The sequence below is a fragment of the Clostridium guangxiense genome (genome assembly GCF_021043395.1).
Lineage (GTDB): Bacteria > Bacillota > Clostridia > Clostridiales > Clostridiaceae > Clostridium_S > Clostridium_S guangxiense.
The window spans coordinates 45626-71913 of record NZ_JAJNKE010000016.1 but is presented as its reverse complement, the minus strand read 5'-3'; the positions used below and the strand labels follow the sequence as shown (position 1 = coordinate 71913).

At 31.9% G+C, this 26288-nt stretch carries 33 protein-coding genes; all 33 read left to right on the top strand.

The annotated features are described in order from the left end of the window. Positions 1 to 40 precede the first annotated feature (40 nt). The gene (locus LQK79_RS11100; protein WP_231016595.1) at positions 41 to 250 is read left to right on the top strand and encodes a helix-turn-helix domain-containing protein; all 210 of its coding nucleotides are present in this window, start codon (positions 41 to 43) and stop codon (positions 248 to 250) included. Between the two features lie 18 nt (positions 251 to 268). Further along, on the top strand, positions 269 to 607 hold the full coding sequence (locus LQK79_RS11095) for an rRNA biogenesis protein rrp5 (RefSeq protein ID WP_231016594.1): 339 nt from the start codon (positions 269 to 271) through the stop codon (positions 605 to 607). 2 nt (positions 608 to 609) lie between these two features. Next, positions 610 to 1737: a DUF2800 domain-containing protein gene (locus LQK79_RS11090; protein ID WP_231016593.1), complete on the top strand. Its 1128-nt coding sequence runs from the start codon at positions 610 to 612 to the stop codon at positions 1735 to 1737. Between the two features lie 13 nt (positions 1738 to 1750). Then, positions 1751 to 2272, top strand: a complete 522-nt coding sequence (locus LQK79_RS11085; RefSeq protein WP_231016592.1) for a DUF2815 family protein — start codon at positions 1751 to 1753, stop codon at positions 2270 to 2272. Positions 2273 to 2319: 47 nt separating this feature from the next. Beyond that, complete coding sequence (locus LQK79_RS11080; RefSeq protein ID WP_231016591.1) at positions 2320 to 4272, top strand: DNA polymerase; 1953 nt, start codon at positions 2320 to 2322, stop codon at positions 4270 to 4272. A 127-nt stretch (positions 4273 to 4399) separates the two neighbouring features. Beyond that, positions 4400 to 6817: a virulence-associated E family protein gene (locus LQK79_RS11075; RefSeq protein ID WP_231016590.1), complete on the top strand. Its 2418-nt coding sequence runs from the start codon at positions 4400 to 4402 to the stop codon at positions 6815 to 6817. A gap of 331 nt (positions 6818 to 7148) precedes the next feature. Further along, positions 7149 to 7427, top strand: coding sequence for a VRR-NUC domain-containing protein (locus LQK79_RS11070; protein WP_231016606.1), 279 nt, complete (start codon positions 7149 to 7151; stop codon positions 7425 to 7427). Then, positions 7424 to 8773 carry an SNF2-related protein gene (locus tag LQK79_RS11065; protein ID WP_231016589.1) on the top strand — a complete coding sequence of 450 codons (1350 nt, stop codon included), beginning with the start codon at positions 7424 to 7426 and terminating at the stop codon, positions 8771 to 8773. Before LQK79_RS11070 ends, LQK79_RS11065 begins: the two co-directional genes overlap by 4 nt. Positions 8774 to 8784: 11 nt before the next feature. Beyond that, positions 8785 to 9264: a hypothetical protein gene (locus LQK79_RS11060; protein ID WP_231016588.1), complete on the top strand. Its 480-nt coding sequence runs from the start codon at positions 8785 to 8787 to the stop codon at positions 9262 to 9264. 111 nt (positions 9265 to 9375) lie between these two features. Further along, positions 9376 to 10167: a hypothetical protein gene (locus LQK79_RS11055; RefSeq protein ID WP_231016587.1), complete on the top strand. Its 792-nt coding sequence runs from the start codon at positions 9376 to 9378 to the stop codon at positions 10165 to 10167. A 17-nt stretch (positions 10168 to 10184) separates the two neighbouring features. Continuing rightward, positions 10185 to 10493: a hypothetical protein gene (locus tag LQK79_RS11050; RefSeq protein ID WP_231016586.1), complete on the top strand. Its 309-nt coding sequence runs from the start codon at positions 10185 to 10187 to the stop codon at positions 10491 to 10493. Between the two features lie 206 nt (positions 10494 to 10699). Beyond that, positions 10700 to 10828 (top strand): hypothetical protein, encoded by a 129-nt coding sequence (locus LQK79_RS20880; RefSeq protein ID WP_269144115.1) that lies wholly within the window; start codon positions 10700 to 10702, stop codon positions 10826 to 10828. Then, complete coding sequence (locus LQK79_RS11045; protein WP_231016585.1) at positions 10803 to 11105, top strand: hypothetical protein; 303 nt, start codon at positions 10803 to 10805, stop codon at positions 11103 to 11105. Before LQK79_RS20880 ends, LQK79_RS11045 begins: the two co-directional genes overlap by 26 nt. Before the next feature lie 15 nt (positions 11106 to 11120). Beyond that, the gene (locus LQK79_RS11040) at positions 11121 to 11519 is read left to right on the top strand and encodes an HNH endonuclease (RefSeq protein WP_231016584.1); all 399 of its coding nucleotides are present in this window, start codon (positions 11121 to 11123) and stop codon (positions 11517 to 11519) included. A gap of 221 nt (positions 11520 to 11740) precedes the next feature. Then, positions 11741 to 12985, top strand: a complete 1245-nt coding sequence (locus LQK79_RS11035) for a site-specific DNA-methyltransferase (protein WP_231016583.1) — start codon at positions 11741 to 11743, stop codon at positions 12983 to 12985. A 68-nt stretch (positions 12986 to 13053) separates the two neighbouring features. After that, positions 13054 to 13365: a hypothetical protein gene (locus tag LQK79_RS11030; protein WP_231016582.1), complete on the top strand. Its 312-nt coding sequence runs from the start codon at positions 13054 to 13056 to the stop codon at positions 13363 to 13365. A gap of 144 nt (positions 13366 to 13509) precedes the next feature. Further along, positions 13510 to 13764, top strand: a complete 255-nt coding sequence (locus LQK79_RS11025) for a DUF7669 domain-containing protein (RefSeq protein WP_231016581.1) — start codon at positions 13510 to 13512, stop codon at positions 13762 to 13764. Positions 13765 to 13839: 75 nt separating this feature from the next. Then, a complete protein-coding gene (locus tag LQK79_RS11020) occupies positions 13840 to 14568 on the top strand; it encodes a virulence-related protein (protein ID WP_231016580.1) in 729 nt (242 codons plus the stop codon). A 94-nt stretch (positions 14569 to 14662) separates the two neighbouring features. Then, on the top strand, positions 14663 to 15544 hold the full coding sequence (locus LQK79_RS11015) for an HNH endonuclease (RefSeq protein ID WP_231016579.1): 882 nt from the start codon (positions 14663 to 14665) through the stop codon (positions 15542 to 15544). Between the two features lie 40 nt (positions 15545 to 15584). Continuing rightward, positions 15585 to 16055, top strand: coding sequence for a phage terminase small subunit P27 family (locus tag LQK79_RS11010; protein ID WP_231016578.1), 471 nt, complete (start codon positions 15585 to 15587; stop codon positions 16053 to 16055). A gap of 2 nt (positions 16056 to 16057) precedes the next feature. Beyond that, positions 16058 to 17608, top strand: coding sequence for a terminase large subunit (locus tag LQK79_RS11005; RefSeq protein WP_231016577.1), 1551 nt, complete (start codon positions 16058 to 16060; stop codon positions 17606 to 17608). An 11-nt stretch (positions 17609 to 17619) separates the two neighbouring features. Next, positions 17620 to 18894: a phage portal protein gene (locus LQK79_RS11000; protein WP_231016576.1), complete on the top strand. Its 1275-nt coding sequence runs from the start codon at positions 17620 to 17622 to the stop codon at positions 18892 to 18894. Beyond that, complete coding sequence (locus tag LQK79_RS10995) at positions 18887 to 19684, top strand: head maturation protease, ClpP-related (protein WP_231016575.1); 798 nt, start codon at positions 18887 to 18889, stop codon at positions 19682 to 19684. The genes LQK79_RS11000 and LQK79_RS10995 overlap by 8 nt, the downstream gene beginning before the upstream one ends. Beyond that, a complete protein-coding gene (locus LQK79_RS10990) occupies positions 19681 to 20964 on the top strand; it encodes a phage major capsid protein (RefSeq protein WP_231016574.1) in 1284 nt (427 codons plus the stop codon). The genes LQK79_RS10995 and LQK79_RS10990 overlap by 4 nt, the downstream gene beginning before the upstream one ends. A gap of 239 nt (positions 20965 to 21203) precedes the next feature. After that, complete coding sequence (locus tag LQK79_RS10985; protein ID WP_231016573.1) at positions 21204 to 21842, top strand: hypothetical protein; 639 nt, start codon at positions 21204 to 21206, stop codon at positions 21840 to 21842. 82 nt (positions 21843 to 21924) lie between these two features. Then, positions 21925 to 22401 (top strand): hypothetical protein, encoded by a 477-nt coding sequence (locus LQK79_RS10980; protein ID WP_231016572.1) that lies wholly within the window; start codon positions 21925 to 21927, stop codon positions 22399 to 22401. Between the two features lie 42 nt (positions 22402 to 22443). Next, the gene (locus tag LQK79_RS10975) at positions 22444 to 23016 is read left to right on the top strand and encodes a head-tail connector protein (RefSeq protein WP_231016571.1); all 573 of its coding nucleotides are present in this window, start codon (positions 22444 to 22446) and stop codon (positions 23014 to 23016) included. After that, a complete protein-coding gene (locus tag LQK79_RS10970) occupies positions 23013 to 23339 on the top strand; it encodes a phage head closure protein (RefSeq protein WP_231016570.1) in 327 nt (108 codons plus the stop codon). The genes LQK79_RS10975 and LQK79_RS10970 overlap by 4 nt, the downstream gene beginning before the upstream one ends. Continuing rightward, a complete protein-coding gene (locus LQK79_RS10965) occupies positions 23332 to 23712 on the top strand; it encodes an HK97-gp10 family putative phage morphogenesis protein (protein WP_231016569.1) in 381 nt (126 codons plus the stop codon). Before LQK79_RS10970 ends, LQK79_RS10965 begins: the two co-directional genes overlap by 8 nt. Then, positions 23709 to 24056, top strand: coding sequence for a hypothetical protein (locus LQK79_RS10960; protein WP_231016568.1), 348 nt, complete (start codon positions 23709 to 23711; stop codon positions 24054 to 24056). Before LQK79_RS10965 ends, LQK79_RS10960 begins: the two co-directional genes overlap by 4 nt. Further along, positions 24044 to 24874: a major tail protein gene (locus tag LQK79_RS10955; protein WP_231016567.1), complete on the top strand. Its 831-nt coding sequence runs from the start codon at positions 24044 to 24046 to the stop codon at positions 24872 to 24874. Before LQK79_RS10960 ends, LQK79_RS10955 begins: the two co-directional genes overlap by 13 nt. Positions 24875 to 25112: 238 nt before the next feature. Beyond that, positions 25113 to 25817, top strand: a complete 705-nt coding sequence (locus tag LQK79_RS10950) for a hypothetical protein (RefSeq protein ID WP_231016566.1) — start codon at positions 25113 to 25115, stop codon at positions 25815 to 25817. A gap of 63 nt (positions 25818 to 25880) precedes the next feature. Then, a complete protein-coding gene (gene gpG / locus LQK79_RS10945) occupies positions 25881 to 26165 on the top strand; it encodes a phage tail assembly chaperone G (RefSeq protein ID WP_231016565.1) in 285 nt (94 codons plus the stop codon). Positions 26166 to 26288 lie beyond the last annotated feature (123 nt).

Below are 26288 nucleotides of genomic sequence, written 5' to 3'. Positions count from 1 at the left end.
CAGCTAACAAGCTTAATAGATAACTAAGGGAGGGGAGCTTATGAATTTAAATTCTTCAAAATTGAAAGAACTAATGGAGATCAATGGCTTATCACAGAATAAACTAGCAGTTAAAGCCAATGTATCTAAAGGAACTATAAGCAGGGTTCTCAATGGAAAGAGAGGTGTTGGGCGAAAGGTTGCAAGTGGTTTATTAAGAACATTTCCAAGTGAAACAATAGATACTTTGTTTGAAACAAATAAAAATTAAAAGGAAGAAGTGTTGTAAATGGATATTAATATTACAGTTAGAGTTGATTCACCAGATATTATGAATTCTTTATTAGCGTTAGCAGATGCGATGCTACAAGTGAGAACAGGAGTACAAATAAAAGAGGAGCATGAGATAAAGCCTAAAGAAGTACAAGCACCAAAAGAAAAAGTTCAAAAAGAAGAAAAACCTAAAACAGTAACTTTAGAAGAAGTAAGAGGAGTACTTGCAAAGCTTTCACAAAATGGCAAGCAGCAGGAAGTGAAAGAACTCATAAAAAAATTTGGAGGTAAAAAACTAACAGATATTTCACAAGAAAAATACAGTGAACTTTTAAAAGAAGCTGAGGTGATTTAGAAATGGCTGAGCATGCACTTTTATCAGCTTCAAGTTCCCATAGATGGCTTATATGTACTCCATCGGCTCGTTTAGAAGAAAATTTTAAAAATGAAAGCAGTACTTTTGCAGAAGAAGGTACTGCTGCACACGAGCTAGCTGAATATAAGCTGAAAAAATATCTTGGAATAAAGATTAAAAAGCCAAAAAGTGAATTTGATTTAAAGGAACTAGAGTATTATACAGACATTTATTTTGAATATGGTTGTGAACTTATATCAGAGGCAAAAATCAGATCAAAAGATCCAATTATTCTTGTGGAGCAAAAACTTGATTTTAGTTCTTGTGTGCCAGAAGGCTTTGGCACAGGAGACCTTGTTATTGTAGCCGATGGAATACTTGATATAGTGGATTTAAAGTATGGAAAAGGTGTTGAAGTATCTGCAGTTAATAATCCTCAAATGATGTTATATGCCATTGGAGCTTTAAATTTATTTGACAGTCTTTATGATATTGAAAAGATAAGAATGACAATAGTGCAGCCAAGACTTGATAACATATCAGCTTTTGAAATTACAGTGGATGAATTGAAGAAGTGGGCGGAAGATACGGTAAAACCAAAAGCAGCCTTGGCTATAAAAGGTGAGGGAGAATTTTGTGCAGGCGAGCATTGTAGATTCTGCAGAGGTAGATTTAACTGCAGGGCAAGGTCAGATGAAAACATGAAAATGGCACAATATGATTTTAAAAAAGCTCCTCTTTTAAGTGAAGATGAGATAAGTGAAATATTATCTAGAATAGATGAATTCCAAAAATGGGCGTCTGATATACAGGCATATGCATTAGATAAAGCTGTAAATGAAAATAAGAAATGGGAAGGCTTTAAATTAGTAGAGGGCAGAAGTATTAGAAAATACAGTAATGAAGAAGCTACTGCTAAGACCTTAATAAAGGCAGGATACACAGAAGATGTTATATATTCTAAATCCTTATTAGGTATTACAGCTATGGAAAAAGCTATAGGTAAAAAGAAATTTAAAGATTTGATAGGTAGCTTAGTTATAAAGCCTAAAGGAAAACTGACATTAGTAGTTGAGAGTGACAAAAGACCAGAAATTAATAATACTGCAGAAGCAGATTTTAAAAATTAGGGAGGAATTATTCATGAAAATTGTTACAGGAAAAGTAAGATTCAGTTATGCAAATGTGTGGGAGCCTAAAAGTATTAATGGAAGTGATCCAAAGTATTCAGTAAGCTTAATAATATCTAAATCAGATAAGGATACACTTAAAAAGGTAAAAGAAGCTATTGAAGAAGCTAAAAAAGAAGGAACAGCAAAGCTTGGAGGAAAAATACCAGCTAATTTAAAAACACCACTTAGAGATGGAGATGTTGATAGAGCAGATGATGAATCCTATGCTGATAGCTATTTTATAAATGCAAATAGTAATACAAAGCCTGGAATAGTAGATAAAAATGTACAAACTATATTAGATCAAAGTGAGTTTTACAGCGGTTGCTATGGAAGAGCCAGCATTACATTTTATGCTTACAATGCTAATGGAAACAAAGGTATAGCCTGTGGACTTCAAAATCTTCAAAAATTAGAAGATGGAGATCCACTTGGTGGACATAGTAGAGCTGAAGATGACTTTGATGCAGTAGAAGATAATTTTTTAGATTAATTTTTTAGGGGGAGAGAAATCTCCCTTAATTTATAGGGGATGATTATTTGCTAGCTATTGATATAGAAACCTATTCAAGTGTTGATATTACAAAATGTGGAGTTTATGCATACACAGAGGCAGAAGATTTTCAAATATTATTATTTGCTTATGCTTATGATGATGAACCTGTTCAAATAATAGATTTAGCTTGTGGTGAAAAGTTACCACAAAATATAGTATATGATTTAACAAATCCTAAGCTTATAAAAACAGCTTTTAATGCTAACTTTGAAAGAACATGTCTAGCAAAATATCTAAATGAACCTATGACACCTGAAGAGTGGAGATGTAGTGCTGTTCATTCACTTGAATTAGGTCTTAAAGCAAGTCTTGAAGGAGTTGCTAAATGCATGAATTTAGAACAGCAAAAAATGAATGAAGGAAAGGCTCTTATTAGATATTTTTCTATGCCTTGCAAACCTACTAAAGCTAATAGTGGAAGAACTCGTAATTTACCGCAGCAGGATATAGAAAAATGGGAGATATTTAAAACTTATTGTAAACAGGATGTAGAAGTTGAAAGAGCTATAAGAAAAAAGTTAGAGAGGTATCCAGTAACAGAAAAGGAATGGCAGCTTTGGGCTTTGGACCAGAAAATAAATGATGCAGGAGTAAAAATAGATAAAGCCTTAGTTCATAATGCTATAAAGTCTGACAAAGCCTATCAAAATAAAAAAATGAAAGAAGCTGTAACTTTAACAGGACTTGAAAATCCTAATAGTAGTGCGCAGTTAAAAGGTTGGCTTGAAACTAACGGAATAAAAGTCAAAAGTTTATCAAAAGAAAAAGTAAAGGAATTATTAGAAGAAGTAGAAGATGATAAGGTTAAAAGAGCACTTGAGCTTAGGCAAGAATTATCTAAAACCTCTGTTAAAAAATATGAAGCTATGGAAAGAGCTATGTGCAGTGATGAAAGAGTAAGGGGACTTATGAAATTTTATGGAGCAAATCGAACTGGCCGCTGGTCAGGAAAATTAGTCCAGACTCAAAATTTACCAAGAAACAATATGGACAATTTAGAAGATGCTCGTGTGCTTCTTAAATCAGGAAATTATGAAATGCTGGAAGTTCTATTTAAGAGTGTACCGGAGGTTTTATCTGAACTTATAAGAACCGCTTTTATTCCATCGGCTAATTCAAGATTTATAGTATCAGACTTTAGTGCCATTGAAGCTAGAGTAATAGCTTGGCTTGCAGGAGAAAAGTGGGTTATAGATACTTTTAAAAGCAGTGGAAAGATTTATGAAATGACAGCAAGTAGAATGTTTGGAGTGCCTATTGAAAAGATATCGAAGGGAAATCCGGAATATGCACTCAGGCAAAAAGGTAAAGTTGCAACTCTTGCTTGCGGTTATCAAGGAAGTTCTGGTGCACTTATAGCTATGGGTGCTGTAAAGATGGGATTAAAGGAAGAAGAACTTCCAAGTATAGTAGCAGCTTGGAGAAAATCAAATTCTAATATAGTGAGATTGTGGAAGAAAATTGAGAGTGCGGTAATAAAAGCAGTGGAAGAAAATAAAGTAGTAAAAATGCAGTATGGACTTGAGTTTTCTTGTAATGGAGGATTTTTATTTATTAAGCTGCCCTCTGGAAGAAGTCTTGCTTATGTAAGACCTAGAATTGAGGAAGATATTAGATTTAACAAACCTAAACTAACTTATGAAGGAATAGAACAGGGAACTAAGGTATGGGGCAGACTCAGCACTTATGGAGGAAAACTTACGGAAAATATAGTTCAAGCAATTGCAAGAGATTGTTTAGCTGAGGCTATGATTAGACTAGATAAAGCAGGATATAAGATAGTATTCCATGTTCATGATGAAGTGATTTTAGATGTACCAAAGGACTTTGGTTCTTTAGAAGATGTAAATAAAATTATGGGAAAATCCATTGAATGGGCAAAGGGACTTCCATTAAAAGCAGCAGGTTTTGAAACAGATTACTATAAGAAAGATTAAAGATATATCCCCTGAAACTTAAAACTTATTTGTAACAAAATGCTATTTTTTGAGCATTTTGGTGCGCATGAATTTTTTAGTTGAAGCGATATATCTAGGTTAGACATTAATTTTGGAGGTGATATCATTGGAGCACGATGGGATTATTAAAATTGCTGTAGGCAGAAATCGCAAAGAATTGAATTGGAAAAATAAAGAGATGAAGTGGTCTGAGTTTTTAGATAGAGTAAGTAAAACTACAAGAACACCTGAAAACTATGAGGAATATAAAAAATTATCTAAAAATGAACAAGATGATATAAAAGATGTTGGGGGTTTTGTTGGTGGAACTTTAAAGGATGGCAGAAGAAAAAGTGCTGCAGTTTTAAGTAGAAGTATTCTCACATTAGATGCTGATTATGGGCAAAATGGACTGTGGGATATGATAGAAATGTTATTTGATTTTGGCTGCTGCATATACACAACACATAAACACAGTAAGGATAAACCGAGGTTTAGATTAGTTATTCCATTAAGTAGAACTGTGACTCCTGAAGAATATGGAGCGGTAGTTAGAAGAGTTGCAGCTGATATAGGAATGGATTATTTTGATGATACAACTTATGAACCTTCAAGACTTATGTACTGGCCTTCTACGTCACAAAATGGAGAATTTATTTTTAAATATCAAGATGAAAAATGGCTAAATCCAGATGATATTTTAAGTAGATATGAAAATTGGCAGGATACAAGTTTTTGGCCGGAGTCCTCAAGAAGTATAAAAATCAGAGAAAAGTCAGCAGATAAACAGGGAAATCCAAGAGAAAAGGGCGGCATTGTAGGTGCATTTTGTAGGACTTATTCTGTAGTGGATGCCATTGAGAAGTTTTTAAGTGATATTTATGTACCTTGTGCTGATGAAAACAGGTACACATATGTTAAAGGTTCAACATCAGGAGGACTTGTTGTTTATGAAAACGGTGATTTTGCGTATTCTCATCATGGAACAGATCCCGCATCAGGAAAGCTTTGTAATGCATTTGATTTAGTAAGGCTTCATAAATTTGGAGAATTGGATGAAGATATTAAGGAAGGAACGCCAGTGGTAAAGTTACCTTCTTATCAAGCTATGATGGATTTTAGCAGAAAAGATGAGGAAGTAAAACAGACTATTGGACAAGAAAGGTTAAGTACAGCAAAAGAAGATTTTATAGAAATTGATGATTCAGAAGTTAATGATACGGAGTGGCTGAAGCTTCTTGAAGTTGATAAAAGAGGCTTTTATAAAAATACAATAGGAAACGTAGTTTTGATTCTTGAAAATGATCCATATTTAAAAGAAAAAATAGCTCTAAATGAGTTTTCACATAGAACAATTATAAGAGGAAATCTTCCATGGCACGAATTAAAGAATACAGCCGAAGGTGATCCTTGGAAGGATAGCGATGATGCTGACTTAAGATATTATATTGAAAAAATATATGGAATAACTTCGCCTACCAAAATAAGTGATGCCTTATTAATTGTAGAGGAAAAAAATAAATATCATCCAATTAGAGACTATCTTGAAAAAGTTAAATGGGATGGTGAAAAAAGAGTTGAAACTTTATTTATTGATTATCTTGGTGCAGAAGACACTTCTTATACAAGAACAGTAACAAGAAAAGCTATAGTTGCAGCAGTTGCTCGTGTATTTGTACCTGGAATAAAGTTTGATTATATGCTTGTTTTAGTTGGCAAACAGGGAATGGGGAAAAGTCATATTATAAGTTTACTAGGACAAAATTGGTATTCAGATTCTTTAAATACAGTGCAGGGTAAAGAAGCTTATGAGCAGCTTCAAGATGCCTGGATTATTGAAATGGCAGAGCTTTCTGCAACTAAAAAAGCAGAAACTGAAGCTGTAAAACATTTTATATCTAAAAGAGAGGATATTTACAGAGTTGCTTATGGTAAGCGTGTAACTAAGTTCCCAAGGCAGTGTGTATTCTTTGGAACTACCAATGATAATGATTTCTTAAGGGATAAAACAGGAAATAGGCGTTATTGGCCTGTAGTTGTGGGAATAAATAAAAGTAATAAAAATCTATGGAAACAACTGAATCAAGATGAAGTAGATCAAATATGGGCGGAAGCTTTGACACTTTGGAGGAATGGAGAAGGTTTATTCCTTACGCCTGATATAGAAAAAGAAGCTGTTAAAGTTCAAGAACAGCATACAGAGGAAAGTTCCAAGGAAGGATTAATTAGAGAATACCTTGATAGGTTGTTACCTAAAGATTGGGGGAAACTTGATATAGGCGCTCGAAGGCTATTTATCCATGGTATTGATTTTGGTGAAGCTAAAGAAGGTACTGTTCAAAGGGACAAAGTATGTGCAATGGAAATATGGGTAGAGCTTTTTCAAGCAGATCCAAAACAATTGTCACCTATTCAAGCAAGAGAGATTAATGACATTTTGAGAAAAATTGAAGGGTGGAAGGAATATTCTAAGGGAACTGGAAGACTTAAATTTGGTAGAAACTACGGACTCCAAAGAGCATTTATAAGGGAAACGTATCCTTAAGAAAAATATGGTATCTGTAAGTATCCATTAATAGAAGTTTTAATATGGTATCCATGTATCCTTTAAAATATCATTTTTCTATAATTATTAAATTTATAGAATTAAAGGTATCCTTAATATCCATAAAAACTTGATATAGATACGTTTAAGGATACCTTTTGAAATTAGTAAACATAAGGGATTAGCTTACTTCGTATCTTATATATCCTTATTATTATATCTAGGTATATAAAATATAGAAATACCTATATACACATAATCTATATATACGCCCGCGTAAGGAAAATGGTCTGTTAAGGATACTATGGATACATTTGAAAGAAGGCAAGAGATGTTAGAAAGTGAAATTGAGAGTAGATTAAAACTTGAAGTTGAAAAACGTGGAGGACTGGCACTAAAGTTTGTATCACCGGGTATGGCAGGTGTGCCAGATAGAGTTGTTTTAATGCCAAATGGAAAAGTGGTCTTTGTAGAGCTTAAGGCACCAAAAAAGAAAATGAGACCGCTGCAGCTTAAAAGAAAAAAGCAGTTCGAAACGTTAGGTTTTAAAGTTTATTTAATAGATTCAATGCAAGGAATTAAGGATTTTATGGAGGAGATGATAGTGTGATTTATAAACCACACAGTTATCAGGAATATGCTATGCAGTGGATTTTAGATAAAGAAAAAGTTGGACTTTTGATGGACATGGGACTTGGAAAAACTGTAGTAACACTTACAGCGATAGGTGAACTTATGTATGATTATTTTGATGTTATAAGGGTTTTGGTCATAGCTCCACTTAGAGTAGCAGAAGATACCTGGAGTAGTGAAAGTGAAAAATGGGATCACCTAGGGTATTTAAAAATATCAAAGGTGCTAGGATCAGAAAAAGAACGAATATCAGCATTAAATCATAAGGCAGATATTTATGTTATAAATAGAGAAAATGTGGTGTGGCTTGTAAAGTATTATGACAAGGATTGGCCCTTTGATATGGTTGTTATAGATGAACTTTCAAGTTTTAAATCTTCAAAATCTCAAAGGTTTAGGGCGCTAAAAAAAGTTAGACCTAAAAGAATTGTAGGACTTACAGGAACACCAGCACCAAATGGACTTATGGATTTATGGTCAGAAATTTATCTTTTAGATGGTGGAGAAAGACTTGGAAAAACAATAACAGGATATAGAGAAAGATATTTTTTACCAGATAAGAGAAATCAAAATGTAATTTTTAGCTATAAGCCTAAAGAAGGGGCAAAAGAAAACATTTATGAAAAGTTAAAAGATATATGTGTGAGTATGAAAGCAGAGGATTATTTAAAACTTCCAGAGAGAATAAATAACATAATAAAAATTAATTTATCAAAGACAGCTATGGATAAGTACAAGCAACTAGAAAAAGATTTACTTCTTCCGCTTAAGGATTCGGATATAGTTGCAAATAATGCAGCTGTACTTACAAATAAATTACTTCAAATGGCAAATGGAGCTGTCTATTATGAAAATGGTGATGCCTTAGAAATTCATGATGAAAAACTTAAAGCTCTAGAAGACATTATTGAAGCTGCAAATGGAAAACCAGTACTTATATTTTATTCTTATAAACATGATAGAGATAGGCTTCAGAAGTATTTTAAAGCAAAAGAATTAAAATCATCAGATGATATTAAAGTCTGGAATAGAGGAGAAATTCCTATAATGTTAGTGCATCCAGCATCAGCAGGACATGGCCTTAATCTTCAGGCAGGAGGAAACATAATAGTTTGGTTTGGACTTACGTGGAGCCTGGAATTATATCAGCAAGCTAATGCCAGATTATATAGGCAGGGACAAAAGGAAAATGTTATTATACATCATCTTGTAGCAAAAGGAACTATGGATGAAGATGTAATGAAAGCACTTCAAAATAAGGAAGTAGGACAGGAAGCACTACTTCAGGCTGTAAAGGCAAGAATTAGTAAAATTAATGATTAGGGGATGAGAGTGTGGAAACTAGAGAATATGTTGAGTATCTTTTGAAAAATTACAGGGAGATATTGAAAGATATAGATCAATTAAAATTTGAATATGAGGCATTTAAAGATATAGAATCAGATGAAGTTATAGAATCTCTTAGTTTTTCTTCATCAAATAATGAGAGAGTTACAACAAGCAATATTTCAGATAAAACTTGTAAAATAGCTTTAGTATATAATGAAGTAACAAAGAGAATGAATAAAGAGAGCAGACAGGAAATTTATAAGATGATGAAAGCTACAGAATTTGAAATTACACGATTAAATTATTGTATAGATAGATTAGAACCTCAGATTAAAGAAGTTGTAAAGGAAATATTTATGAATAAACTTTCATGGAGTGAGGCTTGCACAAAGTGCTCCATTAGTGAAAAAACTTTAAGCAAATATAAAAACAAGGGTATTGATGAAATAACATCAATGTTTGATTTGGGAAGACGAGTGAGTTAATCGCTGGTCTTTTTTGTTAAGAATAAATTTTAAAATTTATTCTACAATGTATTGTAAAATTTCTAAAATGTTATATAATAATATTAAGAGATATTAGAAAGGGGCTTAGAAATGAGAGTTAATAAAAATATAAAATTCAGAACAATAGGAGTTAAAACAATTGAAGAGATGGATTTTAACAATCCTATAGTGTATAGTTCAGATAGTTTAATATCCTCGATGAGCTATGCTGGAGATGCAGAGATAATTACGCAATCAACTACAATCGATAAGGATATTACTGATAAACTATCTAAAATAAACGGAAAGTTTAGTTTAGGACTTAGTGGAAATGAATTGAAAAATGCACATGTTTATTCAAAAGATGCTAAATACTTAGATGGTATTTGCAGGATATGCTATCTTCAGCAAGAAGGGCATGAGTTAGTTGTAAGTGAATATCATGGCAATAGAGGATCTAAGCATAGTTCTTTATTTAAAGAATTATCAAAACAACTGAGTACTAGTGGATTTAAGGATATAAAAGGTAAATTTAGAATAAGCAGAAATGATTTAGATGATTTTGTAGCAATTATAAATAACGTAATTGAAGATAAAATTAATGGTTTATTAGTTTTACAAGTAGAAAATAATATTGATTCTATAACTATTAAAGGTAAAAAGTATTTTTATTACAAAGCGTATTGGATAAAAGAAGAATCTTATATGAAAAGAGAAGATAACAAATTACAAGTTGATGAAGTGGCTAATAGTGATATAGAAGATAAAATAAAAGAAATTGCTAATTATGCTTTAGGATGTAATGAAATAAATTCACTAGAAACTATAAGTGAAAAAATAAAAACTGTAGATAAGTTAATAGAAAATAGAATTCAAGCTTTAAAAGAATTAAATTTATTATAATTTAAGGAGAGATGTTTATGAGTAATCCACAAGTTAAGTTTCAAATAAGCAAAGGCATAGCAGGCATTTTAATTAACGATATTAATACTTTTCTTTCAGCAACACCAGGTATTTATTATACTTCGCATGAGATTGACAGTTCCATAACGTCAACTGCATATAACACATTAAAAGGATTATTAGTGCCATATGGTAATAGTGGCTTTGCAGAACCATCATCCCATATTGGTTCTTTATGCTCTCATTTAGCAAAACAAGGATTATTAAAACATTCACAGAAATATTGTCCTTATTTGCATAAGATTGAGGACGCGTTTGCAATATAAAGTTAGTTATAGGTAAGGCAACAGTAAGAAAAAATACCGTAGCTGTCCATTGAAAGCCCAGTAAAAACCATGTTATAATGTAAACTGTAGAAAGTTATAAATAGAGAAAAGCAGCCTTGAGAGATAAAACTCTTGAGGCTTTTTTAGTACAAAAAATTAAGGCTTCAGACTTATGTTATGGGTCTTTTGTTATTGTTGGAGGAATTATGAATAAGTGTAGAGCGTGTGTTTGGAGTGACAAAATAGATAGAAATCATGTGTTTTGTATATTACCAAAATGCATAAGAAAAATTAAGAAGGTTAATGAAAATGATAAATCTAGAAAAAATATATAATCTTTGTGATGGCTATGAGGTATATGGTAGAGCTACTGCTATTAAAAAACTTATGTCAAGAGGATTCAATGATGTAGAGGCAGCTAGTTATTATAATATTTGGAGAAGGCATTACTTAGAATCAACTAGAGATGACTTAAAGTTATCGGGGATATTTATAGGACAAGGTAAAAATAGAAAACGTCTTGAAGAATGTTCATACAAGGAAAGGCAAAAATATTTACAAGCACTAAACAAGGAACAGCTAATTAAAATAATACAAGCTGCACTTAAATGAGTAGAGGCGAAAGCTATGCCATTTAAACATCAAAGACCTTGCAGTTATCCAGGTTGTCCTGAACTTACAAATGAAAGATACTGTAGCAAGCATCAAAAAGAAATAGAAAGTAAATACAACAAGATAAGCAGACCTTTTAAGAAACTTTATAACAGCAGATGGTACAAGCAAAGAAAGCAGTTTCTTTTAAAGCATCCTCTTTGTGAAGAATGTAAAAGAAAAGGAGTAGTTACTGCAGCAGAAGTAGTAGATCATATTATACCTCACAAAGGAAATGAAGAACTCTTTTGGGATGAAAGCAATTGGCAATCACTATGTAAGCATCACCATGATGTAAAGACTGCAAAGGAAGACGGAAGGTTTGGAAACAAAAATGAAGTTTATTCTTATCCTTGGAATAATGTAGAAAATTAAAGATGGGGAGGGGGATACATTTCCTCTAGACTTAAACGAAAAAGGCCGGGTGGTCCCCTTCGTGTGAAAAAACGCAAAATTCCAGAGGGGGGTATAAGAGCGAATTTTGAGATAAAGAACATAGAAGTTCAAATAGTTTAAGAAGATTTATGCCTTAAAAAAGTTTAGTGAAAACTTGTACTTTTTAGGGCATTTTTTATTGTTTTAAAGAAGGTGAGAAGATGGAGATTCAGAAAATAGCAGTTGAAAAACTTAATCCAGCTAAATATAATCCAAGGAAAGATTTAAAACCGGGTAATCCTGAATATGAAAAGCTTAAAAGATCAATTGAAACCTTTGGATATGTAGAACCTGTAATTTGGAATAAGAAAACAGGTAATATAGTTGGAGGACATCAAAGATTTAAGGTTTTAAAGCATGAGGGTGCAAAAGAGATAGAATGTGTTGTTATTGATATAGATACAGATGAAGAAAAGGCTTTAAATATAGCTCTTAACAAAGTAAGTGGAGAATGGGATATGCCAAAGTTAGCTGATATTTTAGATGAACTTGATAAATCCATGTTCGATATTTCTCTTACAGGTTTTGATGCCGCTGAAATAGAAGATTTATTTTCAAAAGTTCATGATAAAGAAGTTAAGGATGATGACTTTGATGCAGATAAAGCTCTTGAAGAAATAAAAGAACCCATAACTAAGCTGGGAGATATATGGCTTTTGGGCAAACATAAATTAATATGTGGAGACAGCACTAAGATTTCAGATGTTGAAAAACTTATGGATGGAAAAAAGGCAAATTTATGTGTTACTGATCCACCGTACAATGTTAATTATTCTGCGGGAAAAGAAAATGAAAGAGTTATTAAAAATGATAGTATGGATGATAAGAGTTTTCACGAATTTTTATTAGCTGCTTTTAAAAATATCTATTCAGCATTAGATGATGGGGCAGGAGCTTATATTTTTCATGCTGATACAGAAGGTTTGAATTTTAGAAAGGCTTTTAAAGAGTCAGGTTTTCATCTTTCCAGCGTGTGTGTTTGGGTGAAGCAGTCATTAGTTTTAGGAAGAAGCGATTATCAATTTCAGCATGAGCCTGTACTTTATGGGTGGAAGCCAACAGGAAAGCATAGATGGTATTCGGATAGGAAACAAACTACTGTATGGAATTTTGATAGACCAAGTAAAAGTCCAGATCATCCAACAATGAAGCCTGTACCTCTAATAGCTTACCCCATTCAAAATAGCAGCATGACAAACTGTATAGTATTTGAGCCCTTTGCTGGAAGTGGTTCTACGCTTATTGCCTGTGAGCAGACAGGAAGAATATGTTACGCAGTGGAACTTGATGAAAAGTACTGTGATGTTATTATTAAAAGATATATTGAAACTGCAGGGGAAGATAAAGTTTTCCTAATTAGAAAAGGCAATAAAACAGCCTATAAGAATGTAATTAAAAGTGAATAAAACCCTTGCTATTACTGTGTTTTAGAGTGATATATAGTATAACAAAAAAACACATGGAGGGAAATAAAATGAGAGCATTATTTGGAAGAAAGGTTTTAAATTTAAAGGAACTTAAAGAACTTACAAAAGAAGCAAAAGCCAACGGATTAAAAGGAACAGATTATGAAGTTATAAAAGAAGTTAAATTAAACGATGAAGAATTCAAAGAATTTGCAAAAGATTTTTGTAAGGATCAACCTTGGATAACAAAAGAAGATGGGGGCAGCAATTCGAAAGGAGAATTAAGATGTATAAGAGTTAGAAATACAAAAACAAAGAAAAGCATATTGATAGATTCAGAAGGATACACATACCCAAGATATACAGCATTAGAAGAGTAAAAAGCCAAGCTGGCTTTTTTTAGTTTAAACATATTATTTAGTCACAATACAGACTCATAGTCACCTAATCATAATACTCGATTACTAGAAAAATTAAAAATAAAAAACTATAATTATAATTAAAAGAAGGTGGAGATGATTTTTGTGATTAAAGAATCTAATTGTAGAGATGAGGTAAGAGCAGTTGCAATATCAATTATAACTGAAAAGGGAAAGAATGTTTTCACAGTCAATGAAGTAATAAGTTATTTAAAAAATAGGGGTACTAATTATTCAGAAAACACAATAAGAACGCATGTAACTTCGAGATGCTGTAAGAATGCTCCTAAAAATCATGGAACACGATATGAAGATTTTGAAAGAATATCAAGGGGATATTATAAGGTTTTAGGCAATTAATATTAAATAGTACTTGATATTACTGTGCTTTAGAGTGATTAATGTAGTAACAAAAAAGTACAGGAGGAATGCATTATGGAAAGAAAAGAAATCGTAAAATTATTAGGTGAGCATTTCGGTGTTAAACCAAAGTACATGGGAGCACCAAGTTTTGCATACCAAATAGAAACAACAGAAGGAGTTATGATTATTGATAAAGCTGGCAAGGTTGAAAATTCAGAAGGTGTAGTTATAGAACTTGAAGAGCTACTAAGGAATTCTGAAGAAGTTCAAGTAAAAGAAGAAGCTGAAGATTCAGAAGTGACTTTTTTAATGGAAGAACACACAGGAATTAGCCTAAGAAATTTAATAAACATGATAGCCAGCAAGCAGACGCTTATCAAAAAGGCGATGGAAATTGAAAATGATATCGTTACGGAAGCATTTATAAAAGGAATAAACGATGTAAGGATTGTAGGCGTTGAAGATTTTAAAATAGTAGCAATAGAAATTGGATTGGAAAAGTGCCAAGGTATTAAATTTGATTTTAAAAAAGGTATTTTACAATTTAAATTTGTAGAGAGCTTTGAGAACACTAAAACTGCTAATCAATTTGCTGAAGCACTTAATGAAAGTTCAAAAAAGATTAAATATTCATCAGCAAAAGAAAGACAAACCGATAATGAAAAATATACCTTTAGGACTTGGCTTTTAAGGCTTGGATTTATAGGCAATAGGTATAAAGAGGCAAGGAATCAATTACTTAAAAACTTAAACGGAAACGGTTCATTTAGAAATAAGAAGGAGGATATTAAGATTAGATAAGAATAGTTTAAAGTTATATTATTATTATGAACTTTCAATTAAAAAAAAACATCCTCTAATTCTGTATAATAGAAGAAAGGAATGGGGGATGTATATGTTTATATTAAAAAATAAAGAAGTTCCAGAAATAAGAATTATGCCTATGAGTACAGAAGAATTCAATAATGAACTAATTGAAGAAGTGCAAGAAGAATATTTTTTGAACTGTTTAACTTATAGAGAGGATTGCAAATATTATTATAGAAAGCAAGGAATAAACAGTAGTAATGGAAGTTTAATATTATTTCAATATGACAATAAAATAATTGCATCAGCACAACTTAATGGTATACAAAATGATAAGTATGGAGAATACAAGGGGTCGATATTATTTTATAAGGATACTATAGAAATATTTCAACCCATAGAAGCAAATGAATTAACAAATATAGATTGTAAATTTCAACGATTTTCTAATTCTAAACAATTTTTAGATATAAATAAATTAAGTCAGATTCTTAGCTTACTGGAAGATAAAAAGAAACAATACAATATGTCATACCAAGAAAAAGTTTTATTGGCAGTAGTTCCTAATGAAAATTTTGAAGATGTACCAAAAGATAAAAACAAATTGGGAAAAAGTATTATAAATCAATGGGCAAGAGATCCAGTGGTAGCAAAAAGAGTTTTGATTAGTGCAAAATTTAAATGTACAATAGATCCAAATCATGAATATTTCAAAGCTAAATCAACAGGAGAAAACTATGTTGAAAGCCATCATTTAATTCCTATGGGTTATCAAGAAAAGTTTGATAAGAGTTTAGATGTAGAAGCTAATATAGTTAGTTTATGTGTTGTCTGTCATAAGAAACTTCACCATGCTGAATTAAGTGATAAAAAAGATATGCTATATATTTTATTTAAACAAAGAGAAGAAAGATTAAAAAAGTGTGGAATATCTATAAAGTTTGATGAATTATTAGAATTATATAAATAGGAGGAATTCTTTCTATTACTATTTTTAGGAGGTGAACCCCATGGCGACAAGAGGAAGAAAACCAAAGCCTACAGCTCTAAAAGTCCTTGAAGGGAATCCAGGAAAAAGACCTTTAAATTTAAATGAACCAAGGCCAGAAAATAAAGCTCCAAAATGTCCGTCATGGCTTGAGCCAGAGGCAAAAAAAGAGTGGAGAAGGATGACAAAGACATTAGAACAAATAGGTGTACTTACAAAAGTTGATGCGGCTGCTTTTGCAGGTTATTGTCAAGCATATGCAAGATGGAAGGAAGCAGAAGAATTTTTAACAAAGCATGGTACTATTTTTAAAACACCATCAGGATATATTCAACAAGTGCCGCAGGTATCTATAGCACAAACATATCTTAAAATCATGAAGGATTTCTGCTCAGAATTTGGACTTACTCCATCTGCAAGGTCTAGGATAAATGCTGGAACTTCAAAAGCAGATACATCAGATCCAATGGAAGATATTCTAAGGATGGTGTAAAAGTGTTTGATGAAAAGAAAGCAGAAAGGGTAGTAAAGTTCATAAATAATTTAAAGCACACAAAAGGTGTGTGGCATGGAGTTCCTTTTGATTTATTACCTTGGCAGGATAAAATCATTAAAGATATATTTGGAAATGTTAAAGACAATGGATTCAGGCAGTACAATACAGCATATGTGGAAATACCAAAAAAGAATGGAAAAAGTGAAATTGCAGCTGCAGTAGCACTTTATCTTACTTGTGCAGATAATGAGTGGGGAGCCGAGGTTTATGGTTGTGCTGCAGATAGACAGCAGGCATCTATTGTATTTGATGTTGCAGTGGATATGGTGGACCAATGTCCAGCACTTAAGAAAAGAATAAAACCTGTAATATCTCAAAAAAGATTAGTGTATATACCTCTTGGAAGCTTCTATCAAGTTTTATCCTCAGAGGCATTTTCAAAACATGGACTTAATGTGCATGGGGTAATTTTTGATGAGCTCCATGCACAACCAAATAGAGAATTGTATGATGTTATGACAAAAGGCAGTGGTGATGCGAGAATGCAGCCGCTGTTTTTTTTAATTACAACAGCAGGAACTGATAGAAACTCTATATGTTATGAGGTACATCAAAAAGCGGAGGATATTTTAAGAGGTAAAAAACATGATAGAACTTTTTATCCTGTTATATATGGAATTAAAGATGAAGAAGACTGGAGTTTAGAAGAAAATTGGTATAAGGCTAATCCTTCTCTTGGGCATACTATACCTATTGAAAAGGTTAGGGATGCTTTTAATAGTGCAAAAGAAAATCCAGCTGAAGAAAATATATTTAGACAGCTTAGACTTAATCAATGGGTAAAGCAATCAGTTCGATGGATGCCTATGGATGTTTGGAATAAGTGCTCTTTTGAAGTTGATATTGAAAAACTTAAAGGTAGGGAATGTTATGGTGGCTTGGATCTTTCGAGCACTAATGATATTACAGCCTTTGTTTTAGTGTTTCCGCCAATACCGGGAGATGATAAATATTATGTCTTAGCTTATTTTTGGATACCAGAGGATAACTTGAAGCTTAGAGTGAAAAGAGACCATGTCCCTTATGATATATGGAAAAAGCAAGGTTTTCTTAAAACTACAGAAGGTAATGTTATTCATTATGGCTTTATTGAAAATTTCATAGATGAACTTGGAACCAAATTTAATATAAAAGAGATAGCTTTTGACCGCTGGGGAGCAGTACAAATGGTTCAAAACTTGGATGGTTTAGGCTTTACAGTAATTCCTTTTGGACAAGGATACAAAGATATGAGTCCACCAACAAAGGAACTTATGAAGATAACTTTGGAAAAGAAGATAGCACATGGGGGACATCCAGTTTTAAGTTGGATGATGGACAACATATTTGTAAGGACAGATCCTGCTGGAAATATAAAACCAGATAAAGAGAAGTCTACTGAAAAAATAGATGGAGCTGTTGCATTAATAATGGCTCTCGATAGGGCAATAAGACATGAAGCAAAAGAATCAGTTTATGAAAAAAGAGGAATGAGAAGTTTGCTTGATTAGAAGGTGATGTTTTGAAATTTATAGATAGATGTAAGCTTTTTTTAACTCCACAAAATGCATTGTTTGAAGTCCTGCAGAAATATTCGCAGGATTTTTTAAGTGGAGAAGATGTCCCCACATCAAGTAATGTAAATATAGATGCAGACACAGCTATGAGTTTTACAGCAGTTTTTGCATGTAACAGGGTACTTTCAGAAACACTTGCAAGTTGCCCTGTATTTTTATATGAAAAAGACAGTAAGGGGAATAGAGTTCAAGTTACAGATGCTCCAGAATATCAGATATTACATTATGCGCCAAATACAGAAATGACACCAGGTCAGTTTAAAGAAACGGGAATGAGTAATATGAATTTGGGTGGAAATTTTATAGCTCAGAAGGTATTTAATCTTCATGGTGACTTATTGGAACTAAGACCTATTTTATGGAATAGGGTAAAAATTGATATAGATAAAAGTACTGGTAGGCTTCTTTATTTTATTGATGGAAAAACTGAACCTAAAATGAGAGATGAAATATTGCATATACCTGGTTTGACTTTAGATGGTTATATAGGAGTAACACCCTTAACTTATGCCGCACTAACTATTGATATTGGTTTATCGCAAGATAAATTTGAAAGAAACTTTTATTTTAATAGAGCATCTACTAGTGGAATATTTCAGTATCCTAATGAATTGGGTGATGAAGCCTTTCAAAGGCTAAAAAAAGATATTAAGAAAAACTATACTGGACTTCAAAATGCAGGAGTGCCGATGATACTCGAAGGTGGAGGTCAATTTAAGGAAGTTACAATGAAGCTTACAGATGCGCAATTCTTGGAATCTAAGAGATTCAGAATAGAAGATGTGTGCAGAATATTTAGGATACCACTTCACTTAGTGCAGGATTTAACAAGGTCAACTAACAATAATATAGAACACCAAAGTCTTGAGTTTATTGTCTACACTATGCTTCCTTGGTTTAAAAGATGGGAAGAAAATTTAAATTTACAACTTCTTTCTGATGAATCCAAAAGAAAAAACAGATATTTTGAATTTAAGGTGGATGCACTCTTAAGAGGAGATGCTGCTACTAGAGCTTCAGCTTATGCACAAGGTAGACAGTGGGGGTGGCTAAGTGTAAATGATATAAGAAGGCTTGAAAATATGGACCCAATTCCAAATGGAGATATATACTTGCAACCTTTGAATATGAATGAAGCTGGTACTAATGATACGAAAAATAAGGAACTGGCAGAAAAAATATATGAAATGATTTCAAAGGGTGGTGAAAAACATGAGTAAGGGTAAGAAGTTTTGGAAGTTTAATGCCAAGGAAGACAGTGATGAAGGAGAACTTCTTCTGTATGGAGATATTAGTGATTCAACTTGGTGGGGAGATGAAGTGACACCTAAAAATTTTAAGGAAGAATTAGATTCTCTTGGTGCTGTTAAAACTTTGAATGTTTATATAAACAGTGGTGGTGGTGATGTGTTTGCAGGACAGGCAATATATTCAATGCTAAAACGTCATGATGCAACAGTTAATGTTTATGTTGATGGACTTGCAGCAAGTATAGCTTCAATAATTGCTATGGCAGGAGATAATGTTAAAATGCCTAAAAATGCAATGCTTATGGTGCATAATCCTTGGTCTTTTGGAAGTGGTAATGCAAATGATTTTAGAAAATTAGCTGATGATTTGGATAAAGTGCGAGAAAGTATGATTTCAGTATATGAAGATAAAACAGGCATGGAAAAAGATAAAATAGTTGAATTATTGGATGCAGAAACTTGGATGACAGCAGAAGAGGCAGTAGAACTTGGCTTTGCAGATGAAATTGAGGAAGAAAAGCAGTTATCAGCTTCATTGAATAATGAAATATTTGCTATCAATGGGCTTAAAGTTGATATAACCAAATATAAGAATCTTCAAATAAATAAAATACAATTTAAAAATCCAATTACAAATGAAGAAAAGCCTAAAGAAGAACCTATAAATAATAAAAAAATAGCAGCCAAAATTGAAAAGCAAGTCCCAATAGATTTATATAAAAAACTAAATGAAATTCATGAGAGGAGATTTAATATATGAATTTAAAAGAAATATTAAAACAAAAACTTGATTCACAAGCATCTATAGTAAAAGGTGCCATTGATTCAGCAAGAGCAATGACTGAGGAAGAACAAAAATTATATGATAGTTTAGAAACAGAAATTAAGAATCTTGAAAAAACCATAGAAGCAGAAGACAAGCTAAAAGAAAGAGAAAAACTTAATAAGACACCAGTAAATGAACCTATATATGCAAAACCTAAAGATCCAAATGAAAAAAAGTGGAAAGGTGGCATGGGAGAATTTCTTCAAGCTGTAGCAAAGGCATCTTCACCTGGTGGAAGAATGGATAATAGGCTTATATATCAAAATTCAGCTTCCGGTTTAAATGAAAGTGTAAGTTCTGAAGGTGGATTTATGCTGGAAAATGATTTTATACAAGATATGTTCGATGTTATGATGTCAGAAAGCCAAGTTGCGAATAGGATAAGGATGATTCCAATTGGTGCAAATACAAATAGACTTAGAACTCTTGGAATTGATGAAACTAGTAGGGCTAACGGAAGTAGATGGGGTGGTGTTCAAGCTTACTGGATAGCTGAAGCAGAAACTGTAACAAAATCAAAGCCTAAGTTTAGAGAAATTGATATGGCACTTCAGAAATTGTTAGCTCTTTGTTATGTTACAGACGATTTACTTCAGGATGCAACAGCCCTTGAAGCAATAGTAAGGCAAGCTTATGCAGATGAAATGTCTTTTAAAATTGATGATGCAATAATAAATGGTACAGGTGTTGGTATGCCACTTGGAATACTTAATTCAGATGCACTTGTAGCAGTACCAAAAGAATCAAATCAAGCTGCAAGTACAATAAAGTATGAAAATATACTCAAAATGTGGAGTTCTATGCCGGCTAGATTAAGAGCAAATGCGGTTTGGTATATTAATCAGGAGATTGAGCCACAGCTTTATACCATGGCTTTAAATATAGGAACAGGAGGGGCACCGGTGTTTTTACCTTCAGGAGGAGCTTCAAGTTCGCAATACAGTACTCTTTTAAATAGACCTATAATTCCTATTGAACAATGCTCTCCATTAGGTAAAAAGGGTGATATTATACTTGCTGATCCTACGCAGTATATTGGAATAGATAAGAAGGCACCAACAGCAGATGTATCAATACACGTAAGATTTTTATATGATGAGCAGGTATTTCGTTTTATTTATAAATTTAATGGTGCTCCTTATAGAAATAAACCAATTACACCTTATAAGGGAGCTAATGCTTTGAGTCCGTTTGTTATTTTGGGGGATAGATGATAAGTTAAATTTATTTTTATGTTAGAAAGAATTTGTAATAGCAATTTTTAAGTAAGTATTTATTGTATTATAAATGAATTGTGATTTTGCTAAAACAGATATATTGAAAAAATATGTATTTTAAATTATAAACAAGATTAAGAAAAATTATATAAAAAAGCTTAAACATATTTACAAATTAATATGGATAGGTTATAATAAATTATATAAAAAATCTAAATCTTGGGGGCGCTTTCTTTATGAGTAATGAAAAGAGATATTTAAACATGTTGCTTGAACAATTTAAGGCTGAAAATAGAAAATCTATAAATTTGAATTTTGATGAAAAACTTCTTGGTGGAATTGATGAAGTGCTTGAGAATATAAGTATTAATACAAAGCAATTTTGTTCTAGAAATAGTTTTATGGAAGTTGCAGCTAGAGAGTATTTATTAAAGTTAAAAGATGAAATTGATAGATTGAATTTTATTAAAAGTAATTCAAATCAATCTGATCAAATAATCATTTTTACAAGCGCTGATCATTTAGGTAAATATGCTCAATACTATCAAAATGATTATTGGAAGGCTGTTTATTTGGGAAAAGATGTAGTTGATCTTATTAGAAAAGGCTATATAAAGTATTTTGCATTATACAAAAGTAAGGTGTATAAGAGTAAATGTGGTGGAGGACAACATATAATAGAATATTCAGAAATAAAGAGTATAAATTATATAACTTCTGGCCCTGACAAAGGTAAATACGAATTTTTCTTAAAAAATAGGAAGCAATTACCTAAACCAATTACAAAAGGAAGTGTTAATCCGGTATCTTTAATGAGAGGACGTAGAACAACACTACAAAAATTTTTAGCAGCTTCAACAATTGATAATTTGTAGAAAACAATATGAATATAATATCCAAATGAATTTTAAAAGGCAGCTTCAGTGCTGCCTTTGTTATTTAGGGAGGTTGATAAAAATGTCATTAATAGAAAAATATAAATTAATACAAGCCTTTGAGCCAAAAACAACAAATGCTGCAATAATAAGTAACTATGTAACCTTAAAAAATGTTATTACAGCCGCAGTTGTTATTAACTTAGCTCAAGCAGTTGCTCATTCTACACAAATTTCTTTATATCAATCACAAGATGTAGAAGGTACGGGTGCAAAACCTTTAGCTTGTGATGTTCCTATACTTGTAAATGAAGATATTTCAGCAAATGATATACTTGCAAGGCAGGCAGATGGAGTGAGCTATACTGTAGCCAATACAGCAAAGAATAAACAGGTAGTATTTTATATAGATCCTGCAAAACTAGATGTAAATAACGGATTTTGCTGTTTAAATATAAGAATAGGAGCAAGTACACAAGCTACGAACTTCGCTAGTGGAGAATTTATATTGGAGAACAAATATGCCGGGGATGAGACACTTTCTTCAGTAAATAATTAAAATTTGTAAGCCTTAAGGGCTTTTTTATTTTGGGGTGATTTTATGGCACTAAAAATTATAACGCCACCTGTAATTGAACCTATAACTTTGGATGAGGCAAAACAGCACTTAAGAATAGTTGGCAGCGATGACGATATTATATTACTGAGTATGATTAAACAGGCTAGAGAGTTTTGCGAGGATTTTCAAAATAAAAAATATATTACTCAAATTTTAGAGCTTGTATTAGATTCTTTCCCGGATGATAATTATATTTCTTTTGATAGTTCTTCACCGGTTCAAAATGTAGAAAGTGTAAAATATTATGATACGTATGGAAAAGAGCTTATATTTGATTCAAATAATTATATTGTTGATACTGATAGCTTTGTTAATAGAATTGTGCTTGGTTACTGCAAGTTATGGCCTACAATAGTTTTACAGCCAATTAATGCTGTAAGAATTAGATTCACAGCCGGGTTTGGAGATAAAGCTGAAGCTGTTCCAGAAACAGTTAAATGGGCAATGATTCTTCATATGAAACTTTTGTATGATGATTATAAGCCTGATGAAAGAACTAAAATTGAAGAAGCAAGAAATTCATTGTTAAGCATGAATAGAGTGATACCAGTATGAGAACAGAAGAATTTAAGCATAAAATAACTTTTCAAAAGCTTTCAATAACTACAAATGAAAATGGATTTGAAGTAGAGGAATGGCAGGATTTTATTACTTGTTGGGCAAAGGTTGAAAATCTTAGAGGTAGAGAATTCTTTGCAGCTGAAGCTGTACAAGCAGAAAAAACTGTTAAATTTACTATAAGATATTTACAAGATATAACGGAGGATATGAGAATATTATTTGAAGATAAACAGTATAACATAACTTTTATAGACAATATTCAATACAGGAATAAATATATTGAAATAAAAGCTCTGGAGGTTGAGAATAGTGGCTGAGATAGAACTTACAGGTGTTGATGAAATATTAAATAGACTTCAGCAAATGGGTGAAAATGTTGGAAGACTTGAAAATAAAGCTCTAAAAAATGCTGCTGGACCAGTACTTGAAGATGCAAAAGCAAATGTTCCTATAAGAACTGGAAAACTTAAAGAAGGTCTTAAGATAGGCAAGATTAAAAACAAAGATGGGGTTAAATATATCCTTGTAGGGGTGGACAGAGGCGATAATTCAGAGATATTTTATGGAAAATTTATTGAGTTTGGTACAAGTAAAAGAGCGGCTCATCCATTTTTACAGCCTGCTTATGAGAAAAATAAAAATAGGATAAAAGAAATTATAGCTGCGACTTTGAAAGAGGGTTTAAAGTGATAAATAAATTATTAATGGAGACATTAAAACCTCTTAATATACCAGTTTCCTTTCAAAAGTATAAGGGAAAAGAAACTACTTATATTACTTTCTTTAATTACTTAGAGCAGGGTGAACAGTATGCTGATAATGAAGAAAAGGCTACAGGATATTATATTCAATTAGATGTGTGGAGCAAAAATGATTACACAGAATTAGTAGAAAAAATAATAAATTATATGAAAGTCGCAGGGTTTACAAGAACTTCTGCGGCTGATTTATTTGAAGAAGACACTAAAATATATCACAAAACAATAAGATTTTTTATTCAAATGGAAGGAGGTATCAGCTTATGTCAGGGGTAATAAATAGTGCTCCTATAGGAGTAGAAAATTTAGTCTATGCAACTTTAACAGATGAAGATACTTTAACTTATGATACACCAAAATTAGTTTCTCCAGCAATAAATATAAAGATAAGTCCCAAAAGTAGTTCAGACACTTTGTATGCTGATAATAGAGCAGTAGAAACAGCTACATCTTTAGGAGAGATAGATGTAGAAATTGAAACACAAGATTTGCCACTTGAAGTGCAGGCAGAACTTCTAGGACATAAAATTGATTCGACAAGTAAAGTAATGTGTTCTGATGTTCAAGATTCAGCACCATATGTTGCTATGGGGTTTAAAATAAAAAAAGCAAATAGTAAACATAGATATGTATGGCTTCTTAAGGGAAAGTTTAGTGAACCAGACGAAGAACATTCTTCACAGGAAGATAAAACAAAATTTCAGACACCTAAAATCAAAGGTACATTTTTAACAAGAACAGATGGCAAGTGGAAGTATACAGCTGATGAAGATAGTGGATTTACAGGAGGGGCTACATGGTTTAATAAAGTTTATGGGCAGCCAATAATACCAGCAGCACCGACTAATCCAGTTCAAGATGATACAGCTAATACTTTTGGATGGACAAATGTAAGTGGGTATAGTAATGCTTCAGATTATGAATACAGCGTTGATGGAGGAGCAACTTGGTCAGCAGTAACAGCAAATCCACAAAGTGTTGGCAATGCAAGTTATGCTGTAGGAAAAGTTCAAGTAAGAGTAAAAGCAGATGCAGGAACGAATAGATCAGTAGGCTTAGGATTAAGCTCAACCGCGGCGTATACAGCAAGTTAATTTTAAGTAAAAATAATACCAAGACTTTGGAAACCTAGAGCAGAATCTAAAAATAGTCTTTGAGTTGGTACTTATAGTTTTTCCTTTGGCAGTATTGCAATTGTAAAATAATAGCTTCTAAAACTACGAAATATAGCTGTTTTGTATAAATCAATTTTATTTATTAGTGTTAAGTAATAAGTTTAGGTTATAGAGAATAGAATTTTTATGTAACTAATTAAATAAAAGAGGATTTTCAGTGAACAATTTAGATAATTTTTTTGATTATTTATTATCAATGGATATAAAAAGAGATTTAAAATTAACAAAAGAGTATCCTAATTATAGAGAAATAATTAAAAGTTATAAGGTGAAACTACAACAAAGCAAACTTGAGCCAATAATCACATTAGGTTCATTAAAAGGACAAATATATACTTTACCTTTCGATTTAATTGGGGGAAGTACTTTTGAGCTAAAGATAAATATTGAATTGTTAAATTTACTTTTAGAGAATAAAACAGAATTAAATAAATTTAGTGATTCAGATTATAATAAGGAATTTCGGATAAAAGTAAATAATTGTGATGAAGATTCAATGGATATGTTGTTTTCAAAAGATTTTCTTAGCAGAATAGTTTATGAGGATCAAGTAGATAAAGAATATGCAAAAAAGTGTGTTAATAGTGAAGAAGCAGTAATATGTGGGGATTTTACTGGATTGAGTACAAATCAAGTGCCATTTTTCATATTAGATGGAAACCACAAAGCTTATGGCAAAGTTAAAGCTGGAAAGGATGATATAAGAGGTGTTTTAGTTGGTAGAAACATATGGATTAAAGCATTAATGACTGAAGAAGATAAAATGTTTATTAAAATATTTAATAATATAAACTTTATACTATCATATAGAAATGGAAGGATTTTGAAATGTGACTTAAATAAATATATGTATAATATATAGGCTTATATGGAAGCACCTTTTAAAGTAGGTGCTTTTTTATACCATTTTTAGGAGGAAATCATTATGGAAATAGTATTAAACAATAAAACTTATGTAATGCCTAAGGTAAAAACAAGAATGCTTAGAAAAGCCATTGAAATTAATGAAAATATAGACTTCAATAACATGAAGACAAAGGATTTAGATGGACTTGTAGATTTTATAGTAGAACTATATGAAAATAAGTTTACAAGGGACAATTTTTATGATGGCTTAGATGCAGATAAACTTGTAGAAACTCTTAATAACAGCATAAATGGAATAGTGGGTAACCTAGGAAATAAGTTAAAGGAATTCCCAAACAAGTAAGCGGAGAGGCACAAGAAAAGCTATCTCCGCTTAATTTTATAAAAGAAATTTATTGTCAGCTCTTAGAGCAGGGATGGACTTTAAATGATATTGATGACATGGACATATTCTTTTATTTTGATA

Excerpts from the sequence above, each read along its gene's own strand:
- LQK79_RS11035 (WP_231016583.1), top strand. The coding sequence starts at position 11,741 with ATGGAGATTCAGAAAATAGCAGTTGAAAAACTTAATCCAGCTAAATAT.
- LQK79_RS10970 (WP_231016570.1), top strand. The coding sequence starts at position 23,013 with ATGAGAACAGAAGAATTTAAGCATAAAATAACTTTTCAAAAGCTTTCA.
- LQK79_RS11070 (WP_231016606.1), top strand. The coding sequence starts at position 7,149 with ATGTTAGAAAGTGAAATTGAGAGTAGATTAAAACTTGAAGTTGAAAAA.
- LQK79_RS11050 (WP_231016586.1), top strand. The coding sequence starts at position 10,185 with ATGAGTAATCCACAAGTTAAGTTTCAAATAAGCAAAGGCATAGCAGGC.
- gpG (WP_231016565.1), top strand. The coding sequence starts at position 25,881 with ATGGAAATAGTATTAAACAATAAAACTTATGTAATGCCTAAGGTAAAA.
- LQK79_RS11100 (WP_231016595.1), top strand. The coding sequence starts at position 41 with ATGAATTTAAATTCTTCAAAATTGAAAGAACTAATGGAGATCAATGGC.
- LQK79_RS10995 (WP_231016575.1), top strand. The coding sequence starts at position 18,887 with ATGAGTAAGGGTAAGAAGTTTTGGAAGTTTAATGCCAAGGAAGACAGT.
- LQK79_RS10990 (WP_231016574.1), top strand. The coding sequence starts at position 19,681 with ATGAATTTAAAAGAAATATTAAAACAAAAACTTGATTCACAAGCATCT.
- LQK79_RS11085 (WP_231016592.1), top strand. The coding sequence starts at position 1,751 with ATGAAAATTGTTACAGGAAAAGTAAGATTCAGTTATGCAAATGTGTGG.
- LQK79_RS11055 (WP_231016587.1), top strand. The coding sequence starts at position 9,376 with ATGAGAGTTAATAAAAATATAAAATTCAGAACAATAGGAGTTAAAACA.
- LQK79_RS11090 (WP_231016593.1), top strand. The coding sequence starts at position 610 with ATGGCTGAGCATGCACTTTTATCAGCTTCAAGTTCCCATAGATGGCTT.
- LQK79_RS11015 (WP_231016579.1), top strand. The coding sequence starts at position 14,663 with ATGTTTATATTAAAAAATAAAGAAGTTCCAGAAATAAGAATTATGCCT.
- LQK79_RS10955 (WP_231016567.1), top strand. The coding sequence starts at position 24,044 with ATGTCAGGGGTAATAAATAGTGCTCCTATAGGAGTAGAAAATTTAGTC.
- LQK79_RS11040 (WP_231016584.1), top strand. The coding sequence starts at position 11,121 with ATGCCATTTAAACATCAAAGACCTTGCAGTTATCCAGGTTGTCCTGAA.
- LQK79_RS11020 (WP_231016580.1), top strand. The coding sequence starts at position 13,840 with ATGGAAAGAAAAGAAATCGTAAAATTATTAGGTGAGCATTTCGGTGTT.
- LQK79_RS11030 (WP_231016582.1), top strand. The coding sequence starts at position 13,054 with ATGAGAGCATTATTTGGAAGAAAGGTTTTAAATTTAAAGGAACTTAAA.
- LQK79_RS11045 (WP_231016585.1), top strand. The coding sequence starts at position 10,803 with ATGATAAATCTAGAAAAAATATATAATCTTTGTGATGGCTATGAGGTA.
- LQK79_RS10985 (WP_231016573.1), top strand. The coding sequence starts at position 21,204 with ATGAGTAATGAAAAGAGATATTTAAACATGTTGCTTGAACAATTTAAG.
- LQK79_RS11010 (WP_231016578.1), top strand. The coding sequence starts at position 15,585 with ATGGCGACAAGAGGAAGAAAACCAAAGCCTACAGCTCTAAAAGTCCTT.
- LQK79_RS10975 (WP_231016571.1), top strand. The coding sequence starts at position 22,444 with ATGGCACTAAAAATTATAACGCCACCTGTAATTGAACCTATAACTTTG.
- LQK79_RS10980 (WP_231016572.1), top strand. The coding sequence starts at position 21,925 with ATGTCATTAATAGAAAAATATAAATTAATACAAGCCTTTGAGCCAAAA.
- LQK79_RS11095 (WP_231016594.1), top strand. The coding sequence starts at position 269 with ATGGATATTAATATTACAGTTAGAGTTGATTCACCAGATATTATGAAT.
- LQK79_RS20880 (WP_269144115.1), top strand. The coding sequence starts at position 10,700 with ATGAATAAGTGTAGAGCGTGTGTTTGGAGTGACAAAATAGATAGAAAT.